Genomic DNA, 13,102 nt, shown 5'->3' on the forward strand with positions numbered 1-13,102 from the left:
ACAGGACACCGGCCGGGAAGCTCCGTCGGGCACCCGGAGCAGCAGTGCTGCGGGCGCCCCCAGCACCCCCAGCACCCCCAGCACCCCCAGCTGATGCCGCGCCGCTCGATGAGGTCCCGTGCCCGGCGACTTACAGGGTGGCGGCGGAGCGGTAGTCCCGGGGACTGGTCCCCAGCAGACGCGCGAACACCGCAGAGAACGCCGCCGGGCTGTCGTATCCGAGGTCCGAGGCGACCCGCGCGACCGCCTCTCCCCGAGCCAGCTCGGGCAGGGAACGCAGCACACAGGCCCGCTGCCGCCATCGCGCGAACCCCATCCCGGTCTCCGCCCGGAACAGCCGGTTCACCGTGCGCTCACTCACGTGCAGTCGTCCCGCCCACCGGGCCAGCGGATCGTGGACGCGGGGAGCCTCCAGGAACTCCTCGCACAGGGCGCGCAGTCCCTCGTGGCGCGGCAGGGGCAGGTCCAACGGCAGCGGCGCCAGCCCCCGGAGCTCGTGGAGGAGGAGTTCGACCAGGGCGGCGTCCCGGCCATGGCGTTCGTGGCGGGGCTCGATGTCCACCGCCGCCAACAACAGCTCGCGCAGCAGCGCGGACACCTCCACCACCTGACACCGGGCGGGGAACCACGGCACCGCCGACGGTTCCACGTACAGGCTGCGGGTGCTGACCCCTTCCATCGTCACTTCGTGGTCGGTTCCGGCGGGCACGAGCACCGCCCGCTGCGGCGGCACGGTCCACGCGCCGTCGTCGGTCACCACCCGCATCACCCCGGTGGCGCCGTACAGGAACTGGGCACGCCGGTGCCGGTGCCGGGCCAGCAGGAATCCGGGCGGGTAGTCGGTACCGATGGCCAGCACCGGCCGGTCGATGTGGTCGACTTCGGACACGGGGACGTTGCGCACGGACCGACGCTACCGTGTCTGTTACACGATCATTCATGTCCTTTCATCGAATGCACGCCAGCCCCACATCTCCCTACCGTGGTGCGGGTGCTCTCCTCGATCCTCGTTCTCCTGGCCCTGGGCTGTCTGACCGGCGTCACCACGGTCGTGTTCGGCTTCGGCGGCGGCTTCGTGACCGTTCCGGTCGTGTACGCCGTCACCCTGGCCCGCGCCGAACCGGGCGTCGACGCCATGGCGGTCGCCGTGGCCACCTCCACGGCGGTCATGGTGGTCAACTCCCTGAGCGCCACCTGGGCCCAGTACCGTGCCGGACGCCTGCGCCGCGAACACCTGTGGCCCCTGGCCGTCCCCATCGGAATCGGCTCGGCCATCGGGGCGCTGGCCGCCACGATGGCGGGCGGCGCGGTCCAACACGCCCTGTTCGTGGTCTACCTGGCCGTGACCATCGCCGACAGCGTGCTGCGCAGGGGGTTTCTCTCACCGTCACCGGGCACCACGCCACGGGTCCCACGCCCGGGAGTCACCCGGTCGGTGGGGCTGGGTATCGGCGCCGTCACCGGCTTCCTGGGGGTGGGCGGCAGCGTCATGACCGTTCCCCTGCTGCGCCGACGCGGGCTGCCCATGGGTGAGGCCACCGCGATGGCCAACCCGCTCACGGTGCCGGTCGCGCTCGCCGGGACGCTGGTCTACGCGCTGTGGGGAACCGGCGGCGCCGGAGCCGACCAGGGGCACCTGGGTTCGGTGGACCTGGTGGCCGGGGCCCTGTTGCTGGCCGGGTCGCTGCCCACCATCGCGCTGGTCCGCCGCCTCGTCGGCCGGATCCCCGACCGCGCACACGCGGTGTCCTACGTGATCCTGCTCGCCGTGGTGCTGGTCGTGTTCCTGGTGCTGTAGAGGAGCACCGCGTTCGCGATACCTGTGGCAGGAGTCAGCGCCGTGGGCAGGTGCGACAGGTTCACCCCCGAACACCATGCCCGTCGCGGACTGGCTGGCCCCGCACCGCGTGGACGCTGCCCGCTGGGGCGGGAGCGTCGGCTCTGCGGGGATTCGGGGAGCGCTCTCCCGCTCAAGAGCGGGAAGGCCCCACCCGCACTTGCTACGACGGCGCCCCATGCAACGGGGTCGCGAGTACATACGTGCGCCACCCCTGGAAAGCGGGGGCGCTCCCCCGCCCGAGTACATGAAGGCGCTCCCGGGGCGTGGCGCGCGGCCGCGCCGAGACCGCCGCGCAGGTGGGCGGCGGCGAAGCGCGGCACGTCCCCGGCGCTGGCCAGGACGGTGCCGGCCGGGCCCATGGATCGGGGTATCCCCCACACAAGAGCGATCTCCGGGTCGGGTAGTCCCCGCACGTGGCCGACCGCCGCACCGTGCAGCCATGGCCTCCTCCGGCAGGGTGCAGGCACGGGTCATCCCAAGGGGGCGAAGGGTGCCGCCCTCCGCGCCGGGGCCGACCCGCAGGGGTCGAGCTGGGCCCCCGACCGCGTGGCGTTCACAGAGGGCGGCCAGCCGCACGCGCCAGTGGTCGGTATCGATCGGTGCGCGCGGCTGACTGGCCACGGGCCCCTCGGGGGTGAGGCTGGGTCGGATGACGGGGCGGCCGGGGCGGTCAGGCCTTGCGGGCCACGCCGCCGTACTCGGCCACCGGGCGCAGCGTGCCCACCTCGGTCGGCCCCGGCCGCCACAGCGAGCAGGACACCACGCCCGGCTCCAGCAGCTCCAGGCCGTCGAAGAGCCCCGTGATCTCCGCCGCCGTACGGATGGTGATCTTGGGGGTGCCCTTCTCGTTCCACGCGGCGGCCACCTGGTGGGCGCGCTCGTGGTCGATGTCGTCGGTGGGATGGGAGACCACCAGGTAGCTGCCCGGGGCGAGCGCGTCCAGCAGCCGGTCCATGATCGAGCGCACCTCGGCGTCGTCGGCCACGAAGTTCACGACGCCCAGCAGCATCAGGGCCACCGGCTGGTCGAGGTCCAGGGTCTTGGCGGCCGTGGCCAGGATGGCGTCCGGGTCGCGCAGGTCGGCGTCAACGTAGTCGGTCACACCCTGGTCGGTGCCGGTGAGCAACGCACGGGCGTGGGTGAGCACCAGCGGGTCGTTGTCCACGTAGACCACACGGGCGTCGGGCGCGATCGACTGCGCGACCTCGTGGGTGTTGTTGTGGGTGGGCAGTCCGGTGCCGACGTCCAGGAACTGCCGGATTCCTTCCTCCTGCGCCAGGTAGGTGACGGTGCGGACGAGGAAGGCGCGGTCGGCGATCGCGTTGTCGACGATCTCCGGAAAGAAGGAACGGATCTGTTCGCCCATCTCCCGGTCGACGGGGTAGTTGTCCTTGCCGCCCAGCCAGTAGTTCCAGATCCTGGCGTTGTGCGGGACGGTGGTGTCGATCCTGGATTCGGTGTTCTCGGGGGGCACGGGTCCTGCTCTCCACTGCCGGGCCCGGCGGTTGCCGGGCGGGGTACGGGACCAGCTAAACGGACGCGGGGCATGCCCGGCAAGAACCATAGGCCCTGGTTTGTAAGGAAATAAGAGTTTTGTTGTCACCGGTCGCCTCACGCGCCCTCTGAGGCGGTCTCGTACGAGTGACGGCCCCCGAAATCCGTTCGTGGTGCCCGCCGCGGCCCCGATAGGTTGCGACCACGATCCACCGAACCGGGAGGCTCAGGTGAAGCACTCCAGTGAGGAGTTCGCCCGTATCGCCGCGCAGGGCACCGTCCTGCGCTGTCAGGTCGGCTCCGTCGTCCACGGACTCAACCTCGACGGCCAGAACGACCGCGACGAGATGGGCATCTGCGTCGAGCCGCCCGAGTACGTGATCGGCCTGCGCGCCTTCGAGCAGTACATCCTCCGCGACCAGGGCGAACACGTCCGGTCCGGCCCCGGCGACCTCGACCTGACCGTCTACTCACTGCGCAAGTGGACCCGCCTGGCCCTGGAGGGCAACCCCACCGTCCTGCTGCCGCTCTTCGTCCCCGAGGACGAGATCACCACCCTCACGCCCGTCGGCGTCGACCTACGGGTCAACGCCCACCGTTTCCTGTCCCGCCGTGCGGGAGAGCGTTTCCTCGGCTACCTGCGTGCCCAGCGGGACCGTATGGCGGGCACCAGGGGCGGCAGGCACACCAACCGCCCCGAGCTGGTGGAACGGCACGGTTTCGACACGAAGTACGCCTACCACATGGTCCGGCTGGGCCTCCAGGGCGTCGAGTTGATGGAGACCGGCGACATCACCCTGCCCATGCCCGAACCCGACCGGGGCTGGCTGCTGGCCCTACGCCGGGGAGAGCGCTCCCGCGACGAGGCCCTGGAGCGGGCGGGGGAACTGGAGCGCCGTCTGGAGGAGCTGTGCCGGACCTCCCACCTGCCCGAAGGACCTGACTCCGAATGGGCCGACCGCTGGCTGGTCGGGACCTACCAGCGGTTCTGGAACGAGAGCTGAACCACGCTGGTCAGAGCGGGCACCCGACGCGGCGACCTCGCGACGGCGAGATAGGGTTGTGGACCGAAGAGGTAACATGCCGCGCCCGAAATCACGGGTGTCCCGGTGTGCCGGGCGCCGGGGGAACGGCCCACGGTGCCCGGGGGACGACACAGTGAAGGAAACACCATGGTCGGAACCGTCGCGTTCGTGCTCATGATCGTCAGCCTGTCCATGATGATCATCTCCGGTCTCATCGCGGCCGTCGTCAAGACCCGCTAGGAGCGGACGCCCCAGCACCGGGTCGACGGGCGCACACGTGCGCCCGTCACCCGTCTCCTCCGCCCAGCGCGTGAGGAAGGGGGGATGCCAACGCGACCGCCGCGTGGCAGGGTGAAAGCGGCCCGATCCCAGGGCCGCCCCCGCTCCCGAAGGACCCCCCATGCTCACCCTCCCCTCCGCCACCACGGCTGTCCCCCGACGCACCGGACCGGTGCTGGCCGCCCTCCTCCTCACCGGTTCGCTCCTGTCCGTGCTCGCCTCCGCCGCTCCGGCCGCCGCCGAGCAGGGCCCGTCGGTCGCGCGCACCGCCTGGATGGGGCAGATCCCCGACGACACGAACCTGTCGGCGCTGTCCGTCCCCGGCACCCACGACACCGGCGCCTGGACCGGCTCCGTGTGGTCGCGCACGCAGGACCTCACCCTCACCGAACAGCTCGACTCCGGGGTGCGTTTCCTCGACGTGCGCACCCGCCACTACCGGGACGCCTTCCCCATCCACCACGGTGTCGAATACCTGAACCTGAACTTCACCGACGTGGTCACTGACATCGGCGCCTTCCTCGACGAGAACCCCTCCGAGACCGTGCTCATGCGGATGAAGAAGGAGCACACCGAGGAGGAGAACACCCGGTCCTACGAGCAGACCCTGGACCACTACGTCGAGGAGAACCCGGACACCCGGGACATCCTGACCGAACGCCTGTGGGTGCCCGAGCAGGGCGTGGACCGCGTGCCCGACCTCGGCGAGGTCCGGGGCAGCATCGTCATCGTGCAGGACTTCTCCGCCTCCCGCGACTACGGCGTCCGCTGGAACGGGTCCTCCCTGGACATCCAGGACGACTACCGGGTGCCCACACTCTTCGACATTCCCACCAAGTGGGAGAAGGCCCGCGCCCACTTCGAGCGCACCGCCTCGGGCGCCGACGACGTCCTGTACGTCAACCACCTCAGCGGCAGCGGAGCCCCCTTCGCGAACCCGCGTGAGGTCGCCCTGGGCGGTTTGGGCATCCGGGGTGTGAACCCCCGCGCGATCGACCACCTGCGCCCCGTGGAGGCGCCTCGCACGGGTGTGGTGGTCATGGACTTCCCCAGCCAGGAACTGACCGATCTCGTCATCGCGCACAACCCCGGCTGAGTCGTTCGCGGGGGGCGGTGGGCGTCCTCGACCCCACGGCCCCCGGCCGGGGCCACGTCCGAGGGCCCGGCGCTCACAGCACGCAGCGCGTCAGCAGAGCAGCAGGGGTGCGCTCGAAGGCCGTCAGCGGTGGAACCGTCCCTGCCGGGTGTCGGCGACCGGCCCGCCACCGCCCCGGTCGGCTCCGCTCCCCCGGCTCCCCTAGGGAGAGGGGGGCGTCCGCCGTCCATCGACCGGTCGCACGGACCGGACGCAAGCTCCATGGGGCGCTGCCCCGTGGTCCCGGTAGCTGCGCGGCCGGGACAGCGTGCCCTCCCAGGAGGGTTCGGGTACGAAGGGGCGGCCGGTGCGGATCACCCGTCCACCGCGTTCCGCACCGGCGCTCACGCGTTGCGCGCGGGTCCAGAGTACGGAATCCGGCTTGTCCCGGGTGGGTGAATCCGGCAAGTTTTCCGCGACGATGTGACGCGGAACGGAACCCACCTTTATGTCGTAGATTTCCACTTTGGACCCTTCTCTGCCGAACGGTTCCGCCACGTGAGCACCAGGGCCAAACTGGCGCACCCAGGGGTGCGGGGCGTCAGGTTCCGCACGGACACCCGCCCCGCGCGTGGCTGTGAGGCTTGCGAACCTGGGCTTCGGGTGGCCTCAGGTCGAACGCGCGGCGATGGGGTGGTAAGCACGCTCCAGCCCCTCGAGGGCGTCCGTGACCATGGCACCGAGGCTGTTGCGGATATGGGAGCGCACCAGGTCGGCCGCGGCCGCACCGTCGCCGACGATCACGAGCTCCAGGATCCTGTGGTGCTGGTTCAGGTCGATGGTGCGCGGCTCGGCGCCCGCGGGCAGTTCGAGGCCGATCCGCCGGTACCGGTCGGCCTTGTCCCACAGGTCGTCCAGCAGCCTGATCATCACGTTGTTGTGGGAAGCGGCGTAGATCGCCCGGTGGAAGGCCCGATGCGCCGCGATGGCCTCCTCACCCCAGCTGCGGGTGACCGGCAGCAGCCGGTCGGCCGCCGCCCTCATCGCGGCGATCTCCTCCTCCGTCCTGCGTAGAGCGGCGAGCTCGGTGGCCGAGGGTTCCAGCGAGAAGCGGACCTCCAGCAGTTCGCGAGCCTCGGAGGCGCTCATAGGCGCCACGCGCACATCGCGGTGGGCGTCCATCACGACCCACTCCTCGCTGACCAGTCGCCTGATCGCCTCGCGCAGAGGAGTGATGCTCATCCCCAGCTCCTCGGCCAGTTCGTACTGCGAGAGGCGTGATCCCGGGGCGAGCTCGCCGGAGGTGATGCGGCGGCGCAGTTCGGTGTAGGCCAATCCGCCCTTGCTGGAGGAGGCCTTCGCGCTGCTCATCGTGACCTCTTTCACAGAATCCTCACCCACGGGCTTGTGACCCCCGTCTCAGTCAGCATAGACTCCGCCGTACTTATAAGGGTCTTATAAGACATCGTTCGACAGGAGGAAGTCTATGAGAATCGTTTCCGCCCACGTCGGCACCATCCCGATCAGCTCGTCGATGCGCAACGCCTACATCGACTTCAGCAAGATGGACTGCACGATCCTGGCGCTGGTCAGTGACGTGGTGGTCGATGGAAAGCCCCTGGTGGGCTACGGCTTCAACTCCAACGGCCGGTACAACGCCACAGCCATCCTGAACGAGCGGATGCTGCCGCGGTTGCGCGACGCCACGCCTGAGGAACTGCTGGACGAGAACGGTGAACTCTCACCCGCCCGGGCGTGGGAGGTCATGATGCGCAACGAGAAGCCCGGTGGTCACGGAGAGCGCTCCGTCGCCGTCGGTGTGGCGGACATGGCGCTGTACGACCTCGCCGCCAAGGCCGCGGGCGTGCCCCTCTACCGGTGGATTTCCGACCACTACGGCGACGGCGACCCGGATCAGGACGTCTTCGTCTACGCCGCCGGCGGCTACTACGCCCCCGGCAAGACCCTGCGTGACCTCCAGGACGAGATGCGGGGCTTCCTCGACGCCGGATACGACATCGTCAAGATGAAGATCGGCGGCGCCGACCTGACCGAGGACCTCAGGCGCATCGAGGCGGTCATCGACGTCCTGGACGGTGACGGGTCCCGCCTGATGGTGGACGTCAACGGCAAGTTCGACCTACGGACGGCGCTGGACTACGGCCGGGCCATCGACCAGTACGGCCTCTTCTGGTACGAGGAGGTCGGCGACCCCCTGGACTACGGTCTGAACGCGACGCTGTCGGAGGACTACCGCCATCCCATCGCGACGGGTGAGAACCTCTTCTCGTTGCAGGACGCCCGGAACCTGATCCGCTACGGCGGGATGCGACCGGACCGCGACTTCATCCAGGTCGACCCCGCGCTGAGCTACGGACTCACCGAGTACCGCCGGGTCCTGGACATGCTCGCCCAGCACGGTTGGTCCTCCCGCCGGTGCGTCCCGCACGGCGGGCACCAGTTCTCGCTGCACATCGCCGCGGCGCTCAAACTCGGCGGCAACGAGTCCTACCCCGGAGAGTTCCAGCCCACGGGCGGCTTCACTGACGACGCGGTGATCCACCACGGTCGTGTGGCGCCGGGCGACCTCCCGGGCATCGGGCTCGAGGGCAAGGCGAAGTTCCACGAGGTCCTCCGCGACCTGCACGCCTGACCGCCCGACCCCCCGGCCTTCCGGTCCGACCGCGGACACGGGAGTGCCCGCTCCCGCCACCGTAGGGGGCCACTCCGAGGAGCGAGACGCGTTCGCCACCACGCGAACGGCGCATGCCGCAAGAGGCGCCGGTTCCACGACCGAAAGAGGGGTCTGCGCCTCCCCCGCGGAGAACCCGCGCTCCCAGTTCCCTCATCACCGATGTTCGCCGAACTCCACCCGAACCGATCTGCGGCAGGTCGAACCAAGCCGAAGACCAGAGAAGGTACAGCAATGGCACACTCCTATGCGCATTCCCTGTGGGGAAACCTGTGGGACTCACACCGGCAGATCAAAGAGCTACTGACGTTCTCGACGCGCAGGACGCCGCGTCGGACGGAGCGGGTGGCAGCGGCCACGGGCGAGAGCAGCGGCCACACCGAAGCCCGCGGCGAACCCCCGAGTTCCACATCGGCCGAAGGCTCGGACGGCCCCGACGGGCCCGGTGGTCCCGATGGCTCCGACCCCGGGTACACGCCCGCCCGGATCATCGGCCTGGTCCTCGGTCCGCTCCTGTTCGTGTTGACGCTGCTGTTCTTCCACCCGGAGGGACTGTCCCCTGAGGGCAGGGCGGTCCTGGCCACCACTCTCTGGGTGGCGACGTGGTGGATCACTGAGGCGATCCCCATCCCGGTCACGTCCCTGCTTCCCATCGTGCTCCTGCCGCTGTCCGGCGCGCTGGACGGGGATGTCGTGGTCTCGGCCTACGGCAACGACATCATCTTCCTGTTCCTCGGGGGGTTCTCGATCGCGATCGCCATGGAGAAATGGAACCTCCATCAGCGCATCGCCCTCACGATCGTCGCGGCGATCGGCACGAGCCCCCGCCGCATCGTTCTCGGCTTCATGGTCGCGACGGGATTCCTCTCGATGTGGGTCTCCAACACGGCCGCCACGATGATGATGATCCCCGTCGGCCTGGCCGTCGCGTACCAGGCCGCCCGTTCACTCCGGGGTGGTGAATTCGCCGACGACCTGTCGAAGTTCGAGAAGTCCATGGTCTTCGGCATCGGCTACGCGGCCACCATCGGCGGCCTCGGAACCCTGATCGGCACACCGCCCCTCGCCATCCTCGCCGCGACCTCCGGGGAGCTCTTCGGCCAGAGCATCTCGTTCGGCGGTTGGATGGTGTTCGGCGTTCCCATCGTCGTCGCCCTCCTGGCCTTCACGTGGTTCTACCTGACGAGCATCAAGTTCAGGGTCCGGTTCAAGCACCTTCCCGGCGGCAAGGAGATCATCCGGGAGGAGAAGAGGTCCCTCGGCAGAATGTCCGCCGAGGAGAAGGTCGTGCTCGGTGTCTTCCTCGGGGCGGCGTTCATGTGGGTGTCCCGATCCTTCCTGTGGGAGGGCCTTCTTCCGGGGATCAGCGACGGAGTGATCGCGATCGTCGCGACGGTGACCCTGTTCATGCTGCCGACTCGCGGCGGAAGGGACAAAAGGATCCTCCAGTGGGAGGACTCGAAGAGGATCCCCTGGGGAATCCTCCTGCTGTTCGGCGGCGGACTGGCCATCGCGGCGGGGTTCGTCGACACCGGCCTCTCCTCGTGGATCGGCGAGCAACTGCGCATGCTCGACGGGGTCAGCGTGGTGCTGATCATCGTCGTCGCCACCACACTCGTGCTGCTCCTGACGGAGATCACCTCGAACGCCGCGACGGCGACGATGATCCTCCCGGTCATGGCCGCCTTCGCGATCTCGCTGAACATTCACCCGTACGCGTTGATGGTTCCCTGCGCGATGGCCGCGAACTGCGCGTTCATGCTCCCGGTGGGCACCCCGCCGAACGCGATCATGTTCGGCACCGGGAAGCTGACCATCATCGAGATGGTCAAGGTCGGCTTCTGGCTCAACTGGGTAGCCCTTGCCCTCATCGTCCTGGGAGTCCTCTACATGCTGCCGTGGATGTGGGGAATCGACCTGATGTCCACTCCCCCCGCGTTCCAGTGACCGGGGCACGGCTCTCGGCCGCTCACCACCGGTGCGGTTACTGCACCGACCAGCCGCCGTCGGAGGCGAGCACGACGCCGTTGACGTTGTCGCTGTCGTCGCTGAGCAGCCACGTGATCGACGCGGCGAGCTTGTCAGCGTCGGCGACCTGCGGGATGAGACGCATGAACTCGCCGATGCGGGCCTTGCCGAACTCCGAGCCGAAAGTGCCGTCGATCCCCGTCGCCACCGGCCCCGGGGCCACCGCGTTGACTCTGACACCGTGCGGTCCGTACATGAACGCCGAGCTGCGCGTGATGCCGACGACGGCGTGCTTGGAGGCCGTGTAGGCGACGCCGGCCGCGTTGCCGCGCAGGGCGGCCTCGGAGGCGACGTTGACGATCGTGCCCCGTCCGGCGGCGAGCATGGCCGGGACCACGGCGCGCGAGAGTTTGAAGGTGCCGTCGACGTTGACAGCGAAGACCCGCTCCCAGGTCTGGTCGCTCACCTCGTGCAGGGGCGACATGTCGTCCATGATCCCGGCGACGTTGGCCAGACCGTCGACGCGCTCCCCCGCCGCCTCGACGATCCTGGCCACGTCCTCGTCGCCGGTGATGTCGGCCGCGACCGGGACGACCGTGCCGTCGGGCGAGGCGTCGACCAGGCTCTGGAGGCGGTCCTGCGCGATGTCCACGGCGACGACCCGCCCGCCCTCGCGCACGATCCGCGCGGCGGTGGCGCGGCCGATCCCCGAGGCCGCCCCGGTGACCACGACCGTGCGCCCGGCGAACCGCGCACCCGCAGTGGGCGCCTCGGGCTCCTCCTCCGGGGCGGGGGCGACCCCGCCGTTGGCGCGGAGCACGAGTTCGTCGACCAACTCCTGCGGGAAGCGCTCCCCGGCGATCTCGACGAGTTTGGCCAGCGAGAGCTTACCGACGGGGCGCAGCGCGTCCGCGTCCTGTCCCGACCCTTCCAGCAGTTCGCGCAGGACCGGTCCTCCGGTGGGGTGCGCGAGCCACTCCTCCACGGTGTTCGCGGCGGTGACGGGTCTGTCGTTCGCGGTCATGTCTTCTCCTGTGTTTCGGGGCTTGCCGGGGCCGGGCCGTCGTGTGGCGACGTGGGCTCTGGAGGCGGCGCACGGTCGAAGGAACGGCGGCCCGGTCGAACGTCCGCGCAGTACGCGGTGTTCAGGTTCCGCTGGCGGTGCGGGCGGGCGGGGTCGCTTCGGGGCCGGGCTTGGCCTCGGGCACGGGGACGGGGACGGGCTCACCGGGGTCGGAGGCCGCCACACGCTTGGGCAGGAAGGCCGCGACGGCGAGGGCCGAGAGCGCCGCCAGAGCGCCCATGCCCAGGATCAACACGAAGGCGTTCTGAGCGGGGAACAACTCACCACCCGCGGTCATGGTCACGTTGGCGATGACGAGCCCGGCCACGGCGCTGGCCACGGAGGTACCGATGGAGCGCATGAGGGTGTTGAGGCTGTTGGCCGAGGCCGTCTCGGACCGCGGCACGGCTCCCATGACCAGTGCGGGCATGGCGCCGTAGGCCAGACCCACACCCGCACCGATGACGGTGGAGGCGATCATGAGCTGCCAGACGCCGGACATGAGCAACAAGCTCAGGCCGTAGCCGAGACCGACCAGCAGGGCGCCGCACATCAGCGTCGTCTTCGGTCCTCTTGTTCGCGAGACGCGTGCCGAGACCGGGGACATCGCCATCATGACCAGACCGTGCGGGGCCATCACCAGCCCCGCGACCAGGATCGTCTGCCCGAACCCGTAACCGGTGACCTCCGGTAGCTGGAGGAGCTGCGGAATCACCAGGGACATGGCGAACATGGAGAACCCGAACACCAGGGAGGCGATGTTCGTGAGCAGGACCTGACGGCGCACGCTGGTGCGCAGGTCGACCAGCGGGTGCGGCACGCGCAGCTCCCACCAGCCCCACACCAGGAGCACCACCGCCGCGGCGGCGAGCATGGCCCCCGGAACACCGCTGCCCCAGCCCCAGTCCGAGCCCTTGGAAATCGCCAGCAGCAGGAGGAGAAGCGCGACGGACAGGCCCAGCGAACCGATCAGATCGAACGTGCCCCCGCTACGAACTCCGGAATCGGGAATCAGGGTGTGGACCAGAACGGCTCCCGCTGTCGCCAGCACGGCGGCCGCCCAGAAGAGGACGTGCCAGTCGGCGACCTGCGCCACGAGCGCGGAGGCGGGAAGGCCGAGTGCGCCGCCCACGCCGAGGGACGCGCTCATCAGGGCGGTCGCCCCGCCGAGGCGCTCGGCCGGCAGCTCGTCGCGCATGATGCTGATGCCCAGCGGGATGACCCCGGCCGCCAGTCCCTGGAGGGCGCGGCCCACGACCATCGGCACCAGGCTGGTGGCGAGGGCGCAGGCCAGCGAACCGACCACGAGGACCGCCAGGCTGATCAGCAGCATGCGGCGCTTGCCGTACATGTCGCCCAGGCGTCCCACGGTGGGGGTGGCGACCGCGGCGGCGAGCAGGGTGGCGGTGATCGCCCACGCCGTGTCCCCGGGGGTGGCTCCCAGCAGGCCGGGCAGGACCGGCACGAGCGGGATGACCAGGGTCTGCATGAGTGAGACGACGATGCCGCAGAAGGCCAGGACACAGACGACCACGTTCGGCCGGGCACGAGAGCGCTCGACCGGTGGGCTGGCACGCACATGAGTCATCGAGCAGGAACCCCCGTATTCGGACACGCGAAAGCGCCCACGTTTAAGTCAGGCGCTTGACTTACGATAACAGTACGT

10 protein-coding genes are annotated in these 13,102 nt (G+C 69.7%); 5 read left to right on the plus strand and 5 right to left on the minus strand.

Annotated features, from left to right (window positions below; genetic code table 11):
* Positions 1 to 130: 130 nt before the first annotated feature.
* Entirely contained in the window at positions 131 to 904 is a 774-nt protein-coding gene (locus tag D452_RS0107845; RefSeq protein WP_017543604.1) for an AraC family transcriptional regulator, read from the minus strand.
* Positions 905 to 991: 87 nt separating this feature from the next.
* On the opposite strand from D452_RS0107845, the gene D452_RS0107850 reads away from it, so the two are divergent.
* A complete protein-coding gene (locus tag D452_RS0107850) occupies positions 992 to 1,798 on the plus strand; it encodes a sulfite exporter TauE/SafE family protein (protein ID WP_026129070.1) in 807 nt (268 codons plus the stop codon).
* Positions 1,799 to 2,510: 712 nt separating this feature from the next.
* On the opposite strand, the gene D452_RS0107855 is transcribed toward D452_RS0107850, so the two are convergent.
* Positions 2,511 to 3,314, minus strand: a complete 804-nt coding sequence (locus D452_RS0107855; protein ID WP_017543606.1) for an SAM-dependent methyltransferase — start codon at positions 3,312 to 3,314, stop codon at positions 2,511 to 2,513.
* A gap of 250 nt (positions 3,315 to 3,564) precedes the next feature.
* Between D452_RS0107855 and D452_RS0107860 the strand changes: the two genes are divergently transcribed.
* Together D452_RS0107860 and D452_RS0107870 are read left to right on the plus strand one after the other, a co-directional pair.
* On the plus strand, positions 3,565 to 4,338 hold the full coding sequence (locus D452_RS0107860) for a nucleotidyltransferase domain-containing protein (RefSeq protein ID WP_017543607.1): 774 nt from the start codon (positions 3,565 to 3,567) through the stop codon (positions 4,336 to 4,338).
* A gap of 421 nt (positions 4,339 to 4,759) precedes the next feature.
* Positions 4,760 to 5,734, plus strand: a complete 975-nt coding sequence (locus tag D452_RS0107870) for a phosphatidylinositol-specific phospholipase C (RefSeq protein ID WP_017543609.1) — start codon at positions 4,760 to 4,762, stop codon at positions 5,732 to 5,734.
* Positions 5,735 to 6,382: 648 nt separating this feature from the next.
* Here the strand turns inward: D452_RS0107870 and D452_RS0107875 are convergent.
* On the minus strand, positions 6,383 to 7,084 hold the full coding sequence (locus tag D452_RS0107875; RefSeq protein ID WP_017543610.1) for a GntR family transcriptional regulator: 702 nt from the start codon (positions 7,082 to 7,084) through the stop codon (positions 6,383 to 6,385).
* Between the two features lie 115 nt (positions 7,085 to 7,199).
* Here D452_RS0107875 and D452_RS0107880 point away from each other — a divergent pair, with 115 nt between their 5' ends.
* Positions 7,200 to 8,366, plus strand: coding sequence for an enolase C-terminal domain-like protein (locus D452_RS0107880; RefSeq protein WP_017543611.1), 1,167 nt, complete (start codon positions 7,200 to 7,202; stop codon positions 8,364 to 8,366).
* A 273-nt stretch (positions 8,367 to 8,639) separates the two neighbouring features.
* The gene (locus tag D452_RS0107885; protein WP_026129071.1) at positions 8,640 to 10,352 is read left to right on the plus strand and encodes an SLC13 family permease; all 1,713 of its coding nucleotides are present in this window, start codon (positions 8,640 to 8,642) and stop codon (positions 10,350 to 10,352) included.
* Between the two features lie 37 nt (positions 10,353 to 10,389).
* Here D452_RS0107885 and D452_RS0107890 read toward each other — a convergent pair whose 3' ends face one another.
* Positions 10,390 to 11,397, minus strand: coding sequence for an SDR family NAD(P)-dependent oxidoreductase (locus tag D452_RS0107890; protein ID WP_017543613.1), 1,008 nt, complete (start codon positions 11,395 to 11,397; stop codon positions 10,390 to 10,392).
* A 121-nt stretch (positions 11,398 to 11,518) separates the two neighbouring features.
* Positions 11,519 to 13,024, minus strand: a complete 1,506-nt coding sequence (locus D452_RS0107895; RefSeq protein WP_051061267.1) for an MFS transporter — start codon at positions 13,022 to 13,024, stop codon at positions 11,519 to 11,521.
* Positions 13,025 to 13,102 lie beyond the last annotated feature (78 nt).

The sequence above is a fragment of the Nocardiopsis prasina DSM 43845 genome (assembly GCF_000341265.1).
Taxonomy (GTDB): Bacteria; Actinomycetota; Actinomycetes; order Streptosporangiales; family Streptosporangiaceae; genus Nocardiopsis; species Nocardiopsis prasina.